Raw genomic sequence first — 17049 nt, forward strand, 5'->3', positions numbered from 1 at the left:
GCGGCCGGGCCCCTGCCCGTTTCCGCTGTCTTTTTCCGGCACGGGTGTCGGTAAGACGCTGATGTGTACGGGTCTAATCTCGAAGGATGACTGTGTACGGAAACTTCCCCGGCTCCCGCCCCCGGCGGCTGCGGACGACCCCGACGATGCGGCGGATGGTCGCCGAGACACGGCTCGATGCGGCGAATCTGATCCTGCCCGCGTTCGTGCGCGAGGGCATCGACGCCCCGGTCGCCATCTCGACCATGCCCGGCGTGCAGCAGCACACCCTGGACACCCTGCGGAAGGCCGCCGTCGACGCGGTGTCGGCCGGGGTTTCCGGGATCATGCTCTTCGGTGTTCCCACGGACGAGAAGAAGGACGGCCGGGGCACGGCGGGCACCGACCCGGACGGCATCCTCCAGGCGGGGCTGCGCGCGGTGCGCGCGGAGGTCGGTGACGATCTCGTCGTCATGTCCGACCTGTGCCTGGACGAGTACACCGACCACGGCCACTGCGGTGTGCTGACCGAGGACGGCCGGGTCGACAACGACGCGACGCTGGAGCGGTACGCCGAGATGGCCCAGGTCCAGGCCGACGCGGGCGCCCATGTGGTGGGCCCCAGCGGCATGATGGACGGCCAGGTCGGTGTCGTCCGCGACGCGCTCGACCAGACGGGCCACGAGGACGTCTCGATCCTCGCCTACACCGTGAAGTACGCCTCGGCGTTCTACGGGCCGTTCCGCGAGGCGGTCGGCTCCTCGCTCAAGGGCGACCGCAGGACGTACCAGCAGGACCCGGCGAACGCCCGCGAGTCGCTGCGCGAGCTGGCGCTCGACCTCGAGGAGGGCGCCGACATGGTCATGGTGAAGCCGGCCGGTCCGTACCTCGACATCCTCGCGAAGGTCGCCGACTCGGTGGACGTGCCGGTCGCCGCGTACCAGATCAGCGGTGAGTTCGCGATGATCGAGGCCGCGGCGGAGAAGGGCTGGATCGACCGGGACGCGGCGATCATGGAGAGCCTGACCGGGATCCGGCGCGCGGGTGCGCAGATGATCCTGACGTACTGGGCGACGGAGGTCGCGCAGCGGCTGGGCCGCGCCTGAGGGCGCCTGGGGGCCTGTTCGGCGGATCATGTGAGAAGTGTGTGCGGGAGCCGGGAAGCAGGAACTTCCCGGCTCCCGCGCGTGTTGCGCAGGGCGACCTGATCGTTCGACGTGTGACGGCATGGCGGCGGTGCCGTCATCGGGAGAAGTGAGCAACTCATGGCCATGGTGGGCCTGTTCTGGATCACCGAGGGCGATGTGTACGTGGGCGCGAAGCCGTCCGGTCTGGCTCCGGGGGTGCGCCTGACCCTCGAGGGTGTGGTGGGCCTCGGCGACGGGCAGTCCGGCCTCCACCTGTGGGAGGACGTGCGCGCCCTGACGGTGCTGGGTGTCCCCGTGAAGTCCCTGGGGCGGCGGGTCGGCGTGGTCAAGGACATGGCTCTGGGCGCGGTGATGGACCTGGCTCTGCCACAGGGGCTGGGCCGGTCGGTCGCGGCCCCGCCGATGGTGACGCTGCGCGTGGAGTCGTCCGGGGCCGACAGCGAGTTGTCGGCCTACGCGGCCGCGGCCGCCGGCTACCCCCAGACAGAGGTCGACCTCTCCCGCGCCCTGCTGACCCGCCTCACGGAGGGCGCCGCGACGATGGCCACGACGCTGGCGGCGATGTCGGAGTGGGGCCGCACGTGGGAGGGCGGGTCGCCTCGGGGGACGGAGCGGGAGGAACTGCTGCGGGGGTGGGTGGGGCCTTAGGGTCTGCCGTTGCCAGGTCTGGACTTCGGGGCAGGCCCTGCTGGGCCTGCCCCTGTTCCATTCACCGCGCGGGCTTGTCCTGCCGGTCGTCAGGCCCGCTTGGAGCGGCGGCGGGCCACCACGACCAGGCCGGTGCCCGCGGCGAGGACCGCGGCGGTGCCGATGACCAGGGGGATGGTGCCCCTGCCGCCGGTCGAGGCCAGGTCGCCGTCCTTGCCGCCGGGCGCCGTGCTCTGCGACGGGGCCGGGGTGGCCGGTGCGGACTCGGACGGGTTGGTGGACGGGGTTCCGCTCGCCGGCGGCGTGGTCGCCGGAGTGGACGGGGTGCCGGTCACCGGCGGGGTGGTCCCGGGGGTGTTGCCCGGGGTCGGCGTGGTCGGCGGCGAGGTCTCGCCGGTCTCCGGGAGGCAGCCGGTGAAGGGGAAGTGGTGCGTCTCCGCGCCGCCCGAGCCGTGCAGCGAGGCGACCCACACCGAGCCGTTGACCGGGGCGCCGGTGCCCAGCTCCAGGTGCGCCCTGGGGGCCAGCACGCTGCCGGGCCAGGCGGCCTGGCTGCTCTTGGTGACGGTGGTGGCCTCGGGGAAGTTCCACAGCAGACGGGCGCGGACCTTGCCGTCGGAGGCGCTCTGGAGCTTGTCGTCCAGTACGTAGTCCTGGCCGCCGGAGAGGAAGAAGCCGGTGGTGCCGGCCTTGGCCATGTCGTACGTCGTGCCGCTGACGTTGACGACCGCGGTGGCGCCGGCGGGGACCTTGAGGTAGATGTCCCTGGCCTTCTCCAGCTGGCCGGCCGTCACCTGGAAGATGTTGCGGGTGGTGTTCCCGCCCTCCAGGGTGAGCTTGCTGCCCGTCAGTTCCACTTCGGTGCCGGTGGTCGCGGGTGCCTTCGCCAGCGCGGAGGAGTAGGCGCGGAGTTTGCCGAACTCGGCGTCGAAGTCGATCAGATCGGCGTTCTCGCTGAAGGTGCCGGAGTTCATTTCGAGGGCGCGGTCGCTGACCTTGCCGCCGACGACCGCGTTGCCCTTCATCACCGCGGTGACCGAACTGCCGTTGAGCAGGTCGCCGCGGACGACGAGCGACGCCCGGCCGGGCAGGGCGTCGACCTCCGCGGCCGTCAGCTCGTTGGCGGCGCTGAAGCCGCCGCGGAAGTCGGCGTTGCCACCTACGGCCACCGCGCCTTCCGCATCTGGGGTGTGGACGTCGTCACCGAGGACGAACTCGCCGTACTTTCCGGCGATCCCGAAGGCGTCGGTGGTGCAGCCCGCCGCGTCGGAGGCGGGCGTGGCCTGAGCGGCCGGGACGGCCGTGAGGCCGAGGACGAGGGCTCCGCCGAGCACTGCGGACGCGGCGGCGGCGGTTGCGGATATGCGCATGGGGCGTGTTTCTCCAGCGGAGGTGCTTGTGAAGATTCCGTGGCGGCTTCGGCCATGTTCTTCACACAATAGGAGATTGGTCAAGACCAATGCGCAGAGTGCTGCTCTGTCCGGTCGTCAGAGCGCGCTCTGTCCGGTCGTCGGTGTGCCGCTCTGTCCGGTTGTCGGTTCCGGCCCCATGTCGCTGTCGGTCCTTGGCCCACGCCGTTGTCGGCCCTCCGGCCCGTGGGCCTACTTCCCCGTGACGTAGGCGTTCCAGATCCGGAGCGGGAAGACATTGCCGCGCTCCGAATCGGGGCCGCCCACACCCTGCAATCCCAGCAGTTGAGGGGTGCCAGGCTTGTTGCGGAACATCGTGACGGCCGTGGTCAGCCCTTCGGTGTGGCCGATGAACCACGCCGACTTCATCCGGTCGTCCTCGCCGGTCCCGCCCGCCGAGAGGTCGTCGGCGGCCATGTTCCTGGTGAACGTGCCGGACTTCCCGTCCCGACCCAGCCGCGTCCAGGCCGCCATCCCCAGGGTGTTGTTCACATCGTTGGCCACCGAGGCGTCCATCGCGCGCCGCGGCTCGGGCTTCCCGAAGCCCTCGACCGCCTCGCCGTCCCGGGTCATCCTGGTCACCGAGTAGGGATCGGCCCTCATGCCCTCGTTGCTGAAGGCGGTGTACGCGTCCGCCATCCGGACCGCGCTCGGTGTGGAGGTGCCGAGGGGGAAGGACTTGTCCAGGCGGGCCAGGCTCTCCTCGTGCAGCCCGGCCGATACCGCCAGTTCCTTCACCTTCTCCAGCCCGATGTCCTTGCCGAGCATCACGAAGGTGGCGTTGGACGACTTGATCAGCGCATCGCGCAGCGGTGTCGGTGGCGTGACCATCGCCGGGCCGGCACCCGACGGGGCGGCGGGTACCGCGTACGGGCCGTCCTTGAGCAGCCGCCCCCCACTGTCGTAGCCGCTGTCCAGGGTGATCCCGTCGCCGTGCTGAAGGGCCGCGGCCAGCACGAAGGGCTTGAAGGCCGAGCCGACGGGGACGCCCGCGGTGTCGGCGTTGTTGGCGAAGTGGGTGACCGCGTCGGTTCCGCCGTACACCGCGACCACGGCCCCGTCGGACCGCACGGATGCGGCGCCGACCTCGACGTACTTGTCCTCAGGGCGCTTCTCGGGGGCGAGGTCGCGCCTGCGCACGCTGCGCACGGCCCGTTCCAGCTGCCCCACCCTGGCCTTGTCGAAGGTGGTGTGCACCCGGTATCCGCCCCGGAAGAGGTCCTTGTCGGTGAGGCCCGAACGCTTCTTGATGTACTTGTTGGCGATGTCGACGAGATAGCCGGTCTGGCCGCCGAGGCTGGTCGGCTTGGCGGCAGGCTTCGGCTCGGGGAACTTCTGGTACGCGGCCCGCTCGGCCTTCGTCATCGTGCCGATCTCCACCTGCCGGTCGAGGATCCACTCCCAGCGGTCGACGGCGCGTTCGTGGTTGCCCTTGCCGCCCGCGGGGTCGTACTGCTCCGCCCCCTTGAGCAGGGACGCGAGCAGCGCCGCCTGGCTGGGGTCGAGGTCCTTCGCGGGGATTCCGTAGTACGCGTTCGCCGCTGCCTGGATGCCGTAGGCGCCGCGGCCGAACCAACTGGTGTTCAGATACCCCTGGAGGATCTCCTTCTTGCTCTGCTTGTTGCTCAGCTTCAGCGAGATGAAGAATTCCTTGAACTTCCGGGTGGCCGACTGCTCCTGGCTGAGATAGGTGTTCTTCACGTACTGCTGGGTGATGGTGGAGCCGCCCTGCGTCTCACCGCCCGCGACGATGCTTACGGCCGCGCGGGCGATCCCCGTCGCCGATACCCCCGGGTCGGAGTAGAAGGTCTCGTTCTCGGCGGCGATGACCGCGTTCTCCACCGAACGGGGTATGTCGGCGAGCGTGACGTTCTGCCGGTTGACCGCGCCCACGCTCACCAACTGGCTCCCGTCCGCCCAGTAGTAGACGGTGCCCTGCTTGCGCGCCTCGTCGTTCTCGTCCGGGATGTCGACCGACGCGTACACCACGGCGAACAGGCCTGCCAGCGCGACGAGTCCGAGCATGACCCCGCTCAGCATCTGCCGCCACGAAGGGACCCAGCGACGCCAAGTACGTTTCCCCCGGCGGGGGTAGTCGATACCGAGTCCGCGATGGCGGAGCGCGCGGATCGGGCGTATCGCGCGGATGGGGCTTCGGGCCATGCTCAAGCTCCTCGTTCACCGTCCCGTACCGATGGCGCGGGATTGTGAGAGAAGACGTTCCGGATCGCGATCAGGTTGTCTCGGGGCCCATCCGGAGTGAGTGGTGCACTCGTATCGGACGGCCTTTCCGGATGAACGGTCCGTGATACCCGACTTTGTCGGCCGGTGTGGTGACCGGGGGCGGGCCCCGGGCCCGCTCAGGTGTTGCCCGCCTCTTTCAGGGCGGACCTCGCGCAGGCCTGGACGATGGGGTCCTCCTCGGAACCTCCGGCGGCGATCAGGGCCTCGGTGACCGCCGGGTCGCCCGAGGCGTAGGGGCCGAGCGCCATCGCCGCGTACTGGCGCACCAGATCCTCCTCGGGGTCGTTCAGCGCCGCCAGCAGCGCTCTGCCCGCGCGGTGGCGCAGGTCGAGGTCGGCCGGGGGCCACAGGCGCAGGAGCGTGGCCGCCTCGGTGCGGGCGAGGTCGTACTCCTGCGGGTCGGCGACGACGGTGGTGAGGAAGGCCACCACGTCGGCGTTGCCGCAGTCGTCGTCCAGTCGCGCGACGATCTCGCGCCTGCGGTCGCTCGTGGCGGGCAGGGCGTGGAACTCCTCGACGAGGCGGGCGAGGCGGGCGAGGCGGTCGGCGCGGGTGGCGCGGGCGGCGTCGTCCGGCGCCGGCTCGGGGTTCATGGGCGGTGCTCCTCCGCTGGAAGGCTCAGGGCCAGTTGATCAGGGTCATGAAGGCGACCCAGGTGAAGAACACGGTGGCGGGTGCGGCCACGGCGAGGCCGATCGCGGCCGGTGGCCTGCGCCTGGTGCACACCCAGCTCGCCACCAGGATGACCAGGGACAGCAGCAGGCCGCAGCAGGAGACCGTCCAGGCCGGACCGAAGCCGGCGTCGAAGCGGTCGGCATCCGCGTCCGAGCAGGAGTCGCAGGCCATGGGCGAGAGCATGCTGTACACGAGGGCGAAGAACGCGAGCGGGAGTGTGACGACCGTGGAGATCAGCGAGGCGACCCAGGTGTGCCGGGGGCTGTCCGGGCTGCCGGAGCCTTCCGGGCTTTCGGGGGTGCCGGGGGTGTCGTCCGTGATGTTGTCGGGCATGCGTGCGATTCAACCCGAGGCCCCGGTACGGCACATGAGTTGCCGTACCTACGGGACCCCTGGAGCCTCTCGCCTCTGAGTCGGCTCAGTCCCACCAGAACGACCAGGTCTCCTGCCCCAGCACCGCCTTCTCCGCGTAGATGTCCAGGTCGTACGGCGGGTTCTGGTTGATGTTGTCCGGGCAGAACGCGAAGTGCTCGGCGGCGACCGCCCGTGCCTCCGCGAGGGTGGTGGGCGGCCGCCCGACCGAGACCGTCAGGGTGTCGAAGCCCAGCACCACGACCCGTATGCCGAAGCGGTCCTCCCAGGAGCGGAGCACGGCAGAGAGCCGGGCCGTGTCCTCCTCGAAGTTGAGCGGGCCCGACCAGCCGATCGCCGCCGGTATGTCGGCGCTGCGCCGGGCCGGGACGAGCGCCATCCGCGAGCCGGGGTACCAGCCGTCCGGGCCGACGCACTCCTCGGCGATCGCGGCCGCCAGGTCGTCGGGGGTGTCCTGTCCCTCGGCGGCCGGGACGGGGGCCAGGCCCGGCCACTCGCCCTCGGCGGCGTCGAGCTCCTCGGGCGCGCAGTCCTCCCAGTACTCGCTGAGCACCTCCTCGGCGTCGTGGTCGCCGGGGTACGACATGCTGTCCGGGGTCAGGTCCCAGTCCTCGGGCCACTCGTCGCGTCTGCCGCCGTCTATCAGCACGGGAAGCAGCCCGACCGACCGTCCGGCCGCGCGCAGCGTGCGCCAGGTGCCGTGGGACGCGGGCTCGTCGGCGCACCAGAGCAACGGCTCGTGCCAGGTGCCGTCGATGGTGTCGTCCACCAGTGTGCCGGGCGGGAGTTGGAGCCCTGACGTGGCCAGGGACGGGAGCGGATTCGGGAGCGTCGCCATGACTACGACTCTAGGCGCGGCCACTGACAACGGCGGTCCGCCGCCAGTGGCCCGGGCCTCGGCTACGGAGCCGCGTGTACGACGACGAACGCGGTGCGCGCGGTGGTGCCGTCGGGCAGCGGAGCGTTCGCGGTGACATGGCCGATCGCCTGCTCCTCGGCGCCCCGGCCGTGGTGGAGGACGCGGTTGATGTGCAGGCACAGGCGGCGTCCGCCGGCGGCCGTCTCCACGACGACGTCCGTGCCCTGAGGGTCGTCGGTCACGGTCGTGGCGGCGATCTCCGCCTTGGTCCCGGCCTCCGCGAACCAGCCGGTCACGGACGGGTCGGGGGTGTCGCTCGTACTCTGCATCTGCGGCTCGGCCGCGCCGAGGAGCAGGGCGAACAGCTGGGCGACGACGACCGGGTCACGCGTTCCGTCGTACACCCAGCGCTGTCCCAGCACCCCGTGCTCGGTGGTGCCCATGAGTGCTTCGTCGGCGCCCGCGACCGGGGCTCCCCGGTAGCTGAACGGCACGTGGTACGTGACCGGTTCGGCCCCCGACGTGTCGGTGGCCACCATGAACTCGATCCCGACCTCGCCATCCGGGTCGTCCAGCCGGAACCCGCCGGTCCTGGCCAGCTCGGGCTGCTGTCCCGTGTCGCGGTACCAGGGCTGCTTCGGCAGCCAGGTGGTGAGGAGTTCCAGCTTGGTGGGCGTCAGGGTGGTGTGGTGGATGACAGCCATGGTGGTGGAGTTCCTCCTGCGGGTGGGTTCAGCCGATCTGCCGGTCGGCGGCGAAGCCGGCGAAGGCCGACCAGGTGGTGGGGGCGACGGTGAGCACGGGGCCGCCGGGGTTCTTGGAGTCGCGGATGTGGATGGCGGCGGTGTGGGCGGCGATCTCGACGCAGGCGCCGCCTTCGTCGCCGCTGTAGGTCGACTTGCGCCATTCGTAGGCGACTTCGAGGCACTGCCCGCCCTCGTCGCCGCTGTAGCTGGACTTGAACCACTCAAGTGCGGTGCTCATTGCTCTCCCAGCAGACGATCCAGCAGGCCCACGGTGGCCTCGGGGCTGAGGGCCTGGGCTCGCAGCATCGCATATCTGGGAGAGGATGCTGATCTCGTCGGGGGTGGAGACGAGCAGGCTGCCGCGTTGTGTCTCGGAGTAGTTGACGCGCTGGAAGTCCGGCGCATGTGCGCAGGCTGCGCAGTTGTTCCGCATGCCCCTCGTCGTCGAGGAGTTGGAGCATCAGGACCGGCTCCCAGACGACGAAGCTGATGGTCGGGGGGAGACGGCCGGTGGAGGATCTCCTGGCGTTCCAGGCGCGCCTCCGTCTGGATCGCCACCTTTTCCGCGCTGAAGGCCGGGACCCGGTTGCGGAACACCGCCTCGGCGTAGCCTCCAGTCTGGAGGAGACCCCGGTACGACCTGGTTGTCGTACCAGGAAAGCGCCAGCGCCTCCTGTTCCAGGTCCAAGTACTCCTCCGCCCACGCCGGGATCAGGTCGATCTCCGGCATCTGCGCCACTGCCGCCTTCAGCGCACCTTTGGTGTCCAGCCGTTCGTGCCACGTGTGCGCCCGAGTGACGCGCGTACGGCCCGTACAAGAAATCTGTACGGGTGCGCATGGGGTCAGGACCGGGGCTCGGGCGGGGTCCATTCGGCGGCCTCGCGAACCGTCGCGTCCGGATCCTGGGAGAGACGGTGGAGGAGTTCCGTGACGCCACGGGACGGCCAGTTCTCGATGGCCCACACAAGGGCCCGGCGGACCTTCGGGTCCGGGTGGTCCGCGAGGTGGGCCAGTTGCTCGGCCGGCCCGCGTCGGCGCATTCCGAACCAGTGCAGGGCCTGGACGAGTTGGTCGGGGTCGCCGGGGCTGCCCGCCGCGGCGATCCGGCGGAGGAGGACGGAACTCGCGGGGGCGGGGCCGTCGAGGGGGTGCGGGCGGCGTTGCCGCAGGCGCTGCGATCCGTACTCGCCGCGCACCCGGCAACCGAAGCAGGTGCAGGGAGCCCTGCCGTTGGAGTCGGGGAAGTACCGCCAGCCGGTGACCTGGCTGACCGCGCGGATGCGGTGCACCTCGCGCTTGGTGACCGTCCGGGGGACGAACACCTCCCAGCCGCGCGGGTCGTCCATGGCGGCGACACGGCGGACGGCCTCGGCGGCCGTGACGGTCGCGGGGTCGCGGTGGTAGCGGCCCACGGTGACGGACTCGTCGTCCGGCAGGCGTATGTGCACGGCGACGAGTCCGCGCGGGCCGCTGCGCCTGGACAGCTCGCGCAGCCACTGGTGGGTGAGGGTGTACGAGGGGAGTACGGGGAAGCAGTAGAGGCCCCGTGGCAATGAGTCGTCGCGGCCGTGGCTGATGGCCCGTATTCCGGAGCGGCGGACGCGTGCAGCGTTTGCCGCGGGTGTCAGGTGCACGAACATCGCCATGCAGGCGATGCTAACGAGGACGTGCGCGGCCGGACGAGGCGGCCGGGTTCCGGGTCCACGACCGGCCGGGTACCGGTTCTTTCCCGGGGCCCCCACGTACAGCGCCGAGCCCCATGGTTGCCTGGATCGAGCAATGGGCCGCCCGCCGATCGTCCTTGATCATCAAGAGTGCAGAATGGGTCGTATGTCGATGACGAACACCCCGAAAACGGCAATGGTCGACGATGCTGAGCAGATCGGCCGCATGCTGGCCAGTGCTTTTGACGACGACCCGATGATGCGTTGGTTCTTCCCCGAGGGCTCCTCCCGCGAGGAGGGAATGGCCCGCTACTTCAGCACGATCTTCACCCGGCAGTACGTCCGGCACGGTGTGTGCGAGCGCACCGGGGCGGCGGCCGCCTTCTGGGTGTCGCCGGAGGGCCAGGAGAAGGCCGTTCCCGACGCGGAGACCGTCCAGGAGCTGGAGGACATCCTCGGCGACCGGGCTCCGTTGTTCCGCGAGGCCGTACAGGCGGCGGCCGAGCACGGTCCGAAGGAGCCGCACTGGTACCTGGCGGTGGTCGGCGCGGACCCGGCCGCGCGTGGGCAGGGGCACGGAGCCGCACTGCTGCGCTCGGGCCTGGCCAAGGCCGACGCGGCGGGCCTGCCCGTCTACCTGGAGTCCTCCAAGCCGGACAACCTGCCCTTCTACGAGCACTTCGGCTTCACCGTGCTCGGCGAGGCGGAACTGCCGGGCGGCGGACCGAAGCTGTGGGCCATGCGGCGCGCTCCCCGTACGCCGGACGGCGTCTGAGGACCGTCGGACGTCGATCGACCCGCCGGGTGTGCCGGCGGGTCGATCGGAGTACCGGGTCAGTACGTGAGGGCGTCCGACATCTCGCTCTGCCAATAGGTGACGAAGCCGTTGTCGCCCCAGGAGGTGCCGGCGGGGAGCGTCAGCTCGGCCGCGGCGCCCGTGGAGCCCTGGTTGGCCTTGCCGGTGAAGTACACCGCGAGGTGGGTGCCCTTGTGCAGTTCCTGTCCGTCGGGCTCACCGGACAGCCCGATCGAGGCGTAGGCGGACTGGCCCGGCTCAAGGGTGACCACGGCCTGCGGGATGCTGTCGCGGAGGACCGGGAAGGCAGCCTGGGCGTCGTCGAACCGGAGCGCCGGGGCGTGGTAGGCGTAGCAGGGGCCGGAACCGGTGTTGGTCGCGGTGAGCAGCAGGTGGTTGATGGGGCGGCTCACCTTGGTGACGGTGACCTTGGTGTTCGAGCCGGTGCACGTGACGGGGGACTTGCTGCCGCTTCCGGTGGTGCCGGCGTCGCTCTTCCCGCCCTTGCTGCCGCCGGTGGAGCCCTTGGACGCGGTGGAGACGTTCTCGGCGGGGGCGTCGGCCTTGTCGCCGTCCGTCTTGTCGCCGTCGGTCTTCCCGGCGTCCTTGCCCGTGTCGGGGGTGGTGGTGGAGCTCGCCGCCGGAGCCGCCGCGCCCGCCTTGCCGTCGTTCCCGGTGTCGTCGCCGCTGCAAGCGGTGAGCGAGAGGGCGGCCAGGAGGGCGGTCGCGGCGAGGGCGGTGGTGCGGATGTGGTTGCGCATGGTGGTACTCCCCGTGTGTGGGCCGGTGATGTCGTTCGGTCAGTTGTGGCAGATCAGGACCATGACGATCGCGGTGGACACGATCACCACTCCGATGGCCACGGCATCGACGAGCTCGATGCGGAAGTGGATTCGCACTGCGTTGTCCCGGTGGTCGCTGCGGTGTGTCCACAGCTTGCGGGGCGTTGGATTCCGGCCGCAACGCCGAACAGCCCATTGGGGATGCTGGAATGGCTGCGCGTACTGTGACCTGGGCAGATTCCACGTCCCTGGAACGGTGTTCCGGGACGGACCAGGAGGGGGAACGCTGCAGTGGCGACGCCGGAGGCCGTGGAGTTCGCGGCTCTGCTGAAGGAACTGAAGGACCGTTCGGGACGCAGCTACGGGGTTCTCGCCGGGAGACTGCACGTCAGCACGTCGACGCTCCACCGGTACTGCAACGGTGACGCCGTGCCGAACGAGTACGCCCCGGTGGAACGCCTGGCGCGGTTGTGCGCGGCGACTCCGGAAGAGCTGGTGGAGCTGCACCGGCGGTGGATCGTGGCGGATGCGGCCCGGCGGCGCCCTGCCGCGGCGGCTCCTGCCCCGGCTCCGGCTCCTGCCGGTGTTCCTGCTCCCGGTGCTGCTCCTGCTTCCGATGCTGCTCCTGCTTCCGTTCCCGTTCCCGTTCCCGATCCTGCTCCTGCTCCTGCGGAGCCGGTGCGGGACGGAGTTTCGGACATGGTTTCCGGCTCGGGTCCGGAGGCGGTTCGTGGCTCCGAGGCCGGTGCCGGGACCGGGGCCGAGGCCGGGGATGGTGGCGACGCGTCCGAGCTCACGCCCGAACCCGCGAGCCCGGCCGGTCGGGCGGGACGGCCCCGGCGGTTCCTGGCCTCTGCGCGGGCGCGGGTGCTGCTCGCGGCCGTCGCCGTGGTCGCGCTGACCGTGCCGACCTCGATCGTCGTCAGCAATCTGTCGGGTACGGACAAGGACGACCTCAGCAACGTCCCCGCCGTGGACGCGAAGGACCCGGACGGGGCCGCGCGCGTCCGGCCCGGCGCCCCGAGCGTCACCGCCTCGCCCGGCGGGGCGAAGAAGTCGGGCAAACCCTTACCGTCCGGCTCGGCGACCGTCTCGTCCCCGCCGTCCGGCGGCGCCGCCGCCACGTCCGGGAAGCGCGGCACGGGAGCCGGGTCGGGTGGGCAGCAGAGCGGGGGCGTGCCGCTGGCCGCCACCATCAGCTCGTACAACTGGGAAGAGCCCTGCGGCCAGCACTACGTCCTGGACCAGAAGCCGGAGGACGTGCCTCCGCCGCCCTCGCCGCAGGACACCCGGGGCTGGGCCAGGGCGCTCGGCGGAGTGGACGGCGGCAGTATGCAGCTCGAACTGACCGTGCAGGGGAAGTCGGGACAGGCCGTAGTGCTGAGCGGACTGCATGTGCGGACGCTGTCCCGGAAGGCACCGCTGGCGTGGTCGGCGTACTCGATGGGCGAGGGCTGCGGGAGCGGCATCACCCCGCAGTCCTTCGACATCGACCTCGACGACAGCCAGCCGGCCCTCATCCCGGTGGCGGGGCAGCAGGGGGACGTGCGGGTGCCGCCGAAGAACTTCCCGTTCCAGGTGTCCTCCACCGACGTGGAGGTGTTCGACCTCAAGGCCCATGTCGAAGGGTACGACGTCAGCTGGTACCTGGAGCTGGACTGGAACAGCGGCGGCCGGAAGGGGACGCTGCGCATCGACGACGGCGGGAAGCCGTTCCGTACCAGCAGCATCCAGGCGCGGCCGAAGTACATGTACCGGTACGACACGGCCCAGTGGGTGACCAAGGAGTGGGACTAGCGTCCCTCGTGGCCACGGCCACCGGGCCGGTGCGTACGGACTGACTGACCGGCGTCCCGGTCAGAGGCGTCCTGGTCAGAGGCGCTCGGGGGTCCGGATGCCGAGCAGCTCCATGCCCTGGTGCAGGGTGCGGGCGGTGAGGTCCGAGAGGAAGAGGCGGTTCTCGGCCACATCGCCCGGCACCTCGGGCTTGAGCACCGGGCACAGGTCGTAGAACGTCGTGAAGAGCGACGACAGCTGGTAGAGGTACGAGGCCAGCTTGTGCGGCTCGTACGCGGCGGCGACCTCGGCCACGACCTCGGCGAACTGGTCCAGGTGCAGGGCCAGCGCGCGCTCGGCCGGGGTCAGCTCCAGCTCCGGGTGGGGCTGGGACTTCAGCTCGCCCGCGTTGCGCTTGATGGAACGGGACCGGACGTGCGCGTACTGGATGTAGACGCTGGTGTCGCCGGTCAGCGAGACCATCTGGTCCAGGTCGAACTTGTAGTCGCGGGCCGCCGACGTCGACAGGTCCGCGTACTTCACCGCGCCGATGCCGACCTCCGTGGCGCGCTCGGTGATCTCGTCCTCGGTGAGGTCCTTGGCCTTCTCGCGCACGACGGCGGACGCCCGGTCGATCGCCTCGTCCAGGAGGTCGGCCAGCCGGATCGTCTCGCCCTCACGGGTCTTGAACGGCTTGCCGTCCTTGCCGAGCACCGTGCCGAAGGGGAGGTGCACGGCCTTGACGTCCTCGTTCAGCCAGCCGGCCCGGCGGGCGGTCTCGAAGACCATCTTGAAGTGCAGGGCCTGCCGGGCGTCCACGACGTACAGCAGGGTGTTCGCCTTGAGGTTCTGCACCCGGTCGCGGATCGCGGAGAGGTCGGTCGCCGCGTAGCCGTAACCGCCGTTGGACTTCTTGACGATCAGGGGTGCCGGGTTGCCGTCCGGGCCCTTCACGTCGTCGAAGAACACGCAGAGCGCGCCCTCGGAGCGGACGGCGACGCCCGACTCCTCCAGGATGCGGCAGGTCTCCTCGAGCATGTCGTTGTAGCCGGACTCACCGACGATGTCGGCGTCCCGGATCTCCATGTCGAGCTTGTTGAAGACCGAGTAGAAGTAGATCTTCGACTCGTCGACGAAGCGCTGCCACATGGCGAGCGTCTCCTCGTCGCCGGCCTGGAGCGCCACGACGCGGTCCCGGGAGCGGGCCTTGAACTCCTCGTCGGAGTCGAAGAGCGCGCGGGACGCCTTGTAGAGCCGGTTCAGCGAGGACATGGCGGCCTCGCCCGCCGCCTCGCCGCCGGCGCTCTCGTGGGTGAGCTCGCCCGGGTGCTCGATCAGGTACTGGATGAGCATGCCGAACTGGGTGCCCCAGTCGCCGATGTGGTGCCTGCGGATCACGGACTCGCCCGTGAACTCCAGGATCTGCACCATCGCGTCACCGATCACGGCGGAACGCAGGTGGCCGACGTGCATCTCCTTGGCCACGTTCGGCTGCGCGTAGTCGATGACGGTCGTGCCCGCGGCGCTGTTGTACGGCACACCGAGCCGGCCCTCGTCGTCCGCGGCGCGCGCGGCGAGGGTCTCGATGATCGCCCGGTCGGCGAGCGTCACGTTGAGGAAGCCGGGGCCGGAGACCTCGATCTCCTTGATCAGACCGCCCGCCGGGATCGCGGCCGTGACCTTTGAGGCGAGCTCGCGCGGGTTGCCCTTGAGCTTCTTGGCGAGGGCCAGGATGCCGTTGGCCTGGAAGTCGGCCCGGTCGCTTCGTCGCAGCAGCGGGTCCGCGGTGCCGGCATCCGGCAGAGCTGCCGTCAGGGCGTCCGCCAGCTGCTGCTGGAGCGTGGAAGCGAGGGAATTGACCGAGCCGTGCTCAGGCATGGGACGGGCTGCCGTTTCCGTAGGAGTACAAGGGATCACGCCCAGTATTCCACGGGAGGTAAAGCCGTTTTCTTAGCGTGGGCCGCAAGCCGTTCCCGCGCGTGGGCCACGAGCCGTTTTCGAGCGCGGGCCGTAAGCCGTTTTCGCGCCGACGGCGGACCTGGGAGAATGGGCGGAGCCCCTATGAGTCCTGATGAGTCCCACAGGGTGTTCCTACGAGTCCTACAAGAGAGAAGGACGTGCAGACCGTGGCTCAGAGTCAGAGCAGCACCGAGGCCGACTGGGTCTCCCGCTTCGCGGACGATGTCATCGCCGAATCGGAGCGTCGTGCGCCTGGCAAACCGGTCGTCGTCGCGTCCGGCCTCTCCCCGTCGGGCCCGATCCACCTGGGCAACCTCCGCGAGGTCATGACCCCGCACCTGGTCGCCGACGAGATCCGCCGCCGCGGGTACACCGTCCGGCACCTGATCTCGTGGGACGACTACGACCGGTACCGCAAGGTCCCGAACGGCGTCCCGGGGATCGACGAGTCCTGGGCCGAGCACATCGGCAAGCCGCTGACCTCGGTGCCCGCCCCGGCCGGTTCCGCGTACCCGAACTGGGCCGAGCACTTCAAGGCCGCCATGACGGCCGCGCTGGACGACCTGGGTGTCGAGTACGACGGCATCAGCCAGACCGAGCAGTACACGGCGGGCGCCTACCGCGAGCAGATCCTGCACGCGATGAGGCACCGCGCCGACATCGACGCCGTCCTCGACCGGTACCGGACGAAGAAGGACCCGGCGGCCGCGGGCGCCAAGGGCGGCAAGAAGCCGCAGCAGCAGAAGAAGGTCGACGAGGCTGAGCTGGAGGCCGAGGCGGGCTCCGGCGCGGCGAGCGAGGACGACGGCAGCGGCGGTTCGGCCGGCTACTTCCCGTACAAGCCCTACTGCGGCAACTGCGAGAAGGACCTCACGGCCGTCACGTCGTACGACGACGACAGCACCGAGCTCAACTACACCTGCACGGCCTGCGGCTTCGCCGAGACGGTGCGCCTGAGCGAGTTCAACCGCGGCAAGCTGGTCTGGAAGGTCGACTGGCCGATGCGCTGGGCGTACGAGGGCGTGATCTTCGAGCCGAGCGGGGTGGACCACTCCTCGCCGGGCTCCTCGTTCGTCGTCGGCGGCCAGATCGTCCGCGAGATCTTCGACGGTGTGCAGCCGATCGGCCCGATGTACGCCTTCGTCGGCATCTCCGGCATGGCGAAGATGTCCTCCAGCAAGGGTGGCGTGCCGACCCCGGCCGACGCGCTGAAGATCATGGAGGCGCCGCTGCTGCGCTGGCTGTACGCGCGCCGCAAGCCCAACCAGTCCTTCAAGATCGCCTTCGACCAGGAGATCCAGCGGCTCTACGACGAGTGGGACTCGCTGGCGCGCAAGGTCGCCGACGGCTCGGTGCTGCCGGCCGACGCAGCCGCGTACGCGCGGGCCATCGGCACGGCCGCCGGTGAGCTGCCGAGCACGCCGCGCCCGCTGCCGTACCGGACGCTCGCGTCGGTCGTCGACATCACGGCCGGGCACGACGAGCAGACGCTGCGCATCCTGAGCGAGCTGGACCCGGAGAACCCGCTGACCTCGCTGGACGAGGCGCGGCCGCGTCTGGACCGCGCCGAGAACTGGATCACCAGCCAGGTACCGGCCGAGGCCCGCACGATCGTGCGCGACGAGCCGGACAAGGAGCTGCTCGGCTCGCTGGACGACCAGGGCCGCGAGTCGCTGCGGCTGCTCGTGGAGGGGCTGGACTCGCACTGGTCGCTGGACGGGCTCACCACGCTCGTCTACGGCGTGCCGAAGATCCTGGCGGGCCTGGAGCCGGACGCCAAGCCGACGCCCGAGCTGAAGGTCGCGCAGCGGTCGTTCTTCGCGCTGCTGTACCGGCTGCTGGTCAGCCGGGACACCGGGCCGCGGCTGCCCACGCTACTGCTGGCCGTGGGCGCCGAGCGGGTGCGCAGGCTGCTGGGCGCGTAGCGGTATTGGCCGTTGCGGCCGGTCCGGTTGTTCTGTGCGGTCCGGTTGTTCTGTACGGACGGAGGG

At 70.4% G+C, this 17049-nt stretch carries 16 protein-coding genes; 5 read left to right on the plus strand and 11 right to left on the minus strand.

Annotation, left to right across the window (positions count from 1 at the left end):
- The first annotated feature begins 86 nt into the window (after positions 1 to 86).
- Positions 87 to 1085, plus strand: coding sequence for a porphobilinogen synthase (gene hemB / locus OHA19_RS22855; RefSeq protein ID WP_405713839.1), 999 nt, complete (start codon positions 87 to 89; stop codon positions 1083 to 1085).
- 159 nt (positions 1086 to 1244) lie between these two features.
- The gene (locus OHA19_RS22860; RefSeq protein ID WP_405751351.1) at positions 1245 to 1775 is read left to right on the plus strand and encodes a hypothetical protein; all 531 of its coding nucleotides are present in this window, start codon (positions 1245 to 1247) and stop codon (positions 1773 to 1775) included.
- A gap of 89 nt (positions 1776 to 1864) precedes the next feature.
- Here OHA19_RS22860 and OHA19_RS22865 read toward each other — a convergent pair whose 3' ends face one another.
- The 9 genes from OHA19_RS22865 to OHA19_RS22905 form a co-directional block, all read right to left on the minus strand.
- The gene (locus OHA19_RS22865) at positions 1865 to 3145 is read right to left on the minus strand and encodes a choice-of-anchor A family protein (protein ID WP_405713836.1); all 1281 of its coding nucleotides are present in this window, start codon (positions 3143 to 3145) and stop codon (positions 1865 to 1867) included.
- A 231-nt stretch (positions 3146 to 3376) separates the two neighbouring features.
- Entirely contained in the window at positions 3377 to 5347 is a 1971-nt protein-coding gene (locus tag OHA19_RS22870; RefSeq protein ID WP_405713834.1) for a transglycosylase domain-containing protein, read from the minus strand.
- 197 nt (positions 5348 to 5544) lie between these two features.
- Complete coding sequence (locus tag OHA19_RS22875) at positions 5545 to 6021, minus strand: hypothetical protein (protein WP_405751353.1); 477 nt, start codon at positions 6019 to 6021, stop codon at positions 5545 to 5547.
- A gap of 25 nt (positions 6022 to 6046) precedes the next feature.
- Positions 6047 to 6436 carry a hypothetical protein gene (locus OHA19_RS22880; RefSeq protein ID WP_405751356.1) on the minus strand — a complete coding sequence of 130 codons (390 nt, stop codon included), beginning with the start codon at positions 6434 to 6436 and terminating at the stop codon, positions 6047 to 6049.
- 85 nt (positions 6437 to 6521) lie between these two features.
- Positions 6522 to 7313: a DUF4253 domain-containing protein gene (locus OHA19_RS22885; RefSeq protein WP_405713828.1), complete on the minus strand. Its 792-nt coding sequence runs from the start codon at positions 7311 to 7313 to the stop codon at positions 6522 to 6524.
- 62 nt (positions 7314 to 7375) lie between these two features.
- Complete coding sequence (locus OHA19_RS22890) at positions 7376 to 8038, minus strand: maltokinase N-terminal cap-like domain-containing protein (RefSeq protein WP_405751359.1); 663 nt, start codon at positions 8036 to 8038, stop codon at positions 7376 to 7378.
- Positions 8039 to 8066: 28 nt separating this feature from the next.
- On the minus strand, positions 8067 to 8318 hold the full coding sequence (locus OHA19_RS22895) for a DUF397 domain-containing protein (RefSeq protein WP_405751362.1): 252 nt from the start codon (positions 8316 to 8318) through the stop codon (positions 8067 to 8069).
- Entirely contained in the window at positions 8315 to 8677 is a 363-nt protein-coding gene (locus OHA19_RS22900; protein ID WP_405751365.1) for a hypothetical protein, read from the minus strand. Before OHA19_RS22900 ends, OHA19_RS22895 begins: the two co-directional genes overlap by 4 nt.
- Before the next feature lie 246 nt (positions 8678 to 8923).
- A complete protein-coding gene (locus OHA19_RS22905) occupies positions 8924 to 9727 on the minus strand; it encodes a HEAT repeat domain-containing protein (RefSeq protein WP_405751367.1) in 804 nt (267 codons plus the stop codon).
- 175 nt (positions 9728 to 9902) lie between these two features.
- Between OHA19_RS22905 and OHA19_RS22910 the strand changes: the two genes are divergently transcribed.
- Positions 9903 to 10520, plus strand: a complete 618-nt coding sequence (locus tag OHA19_RS22910; protein WP_405751370.1) for a GNAT family N-acetyltransferase — start codon at positions 9903 to 9905, stop codon at positions 10518 to 10520.
- Positions 10521 to 10579: 59 nt separating this feature from the next.
- Here the strand turns inward: OHA19_RS22910 and OHA19_RS22915 are convergent, their stop codons facing one another.
- Positions 10580 to 11302: a DUF4232 domain-containing protein gene (locus OHA19_RS22915; RefSeq protein WP_405751372.1), complete on the minus strand. Its 723-nt coding sequence runs from the start codon at positions 11300 to 11302 to the stop codon at positions 10580 to 10582.
- A gap of 312 nt (positions 11303 to 11614) precedes the next feature.
- Between OHA19_RS22915 and OHA19_RS22920 the strand changes: the two genes are divergently transcribed.
- Entirely contained in the window at positions 11615 to 13120 is a 1506-nt protein-coding gene (locus OHA19_RS22920) for a helix-turn-helix domain-containing protein (protein ID WP_405751375.1), read from the plus strand.
- Between the two features lie 75 nt (positions 13121 to 13195).
- On the opposite strand, the gene argS is transcribed toward OHA19_RS22920, so the two are convergent.
- Entirely contained in the window at positions 13196 to 14977 is a 1782-nt protein-coding gene (gene argS / locus OHA19_RS22925; RefSeq protein WP_405713817.1) for an arginine--tRNA ligase, read from the minus strand.
- A 239-nt stretch (positions 14978 to 15216) separates the two neighbouring features.
- Between argS and lysS the strand changes: the two genes are divergently transcribed.
- Entirely contained in the window at positions 15217 to 16983 is a 1767-nt protein-coding gene (gene lysS / locus OHA19_RS22930; RefSeq protein ID WP_405713815.1) for a lysine--tRNA ligase, read from the plus strand.
- Positions 16984 to 17049: the final 66 nt, after the last annotated feature.

The sequence above is a fragment of the Streptomyces sp. NBC_00012 genome, assembly GCF_045040875.1.
Lineage (GTDB): Bacteria > Actinomycetota > Actinomycetes > Streptomycetales > Streptomycetaceae > Streptomyces.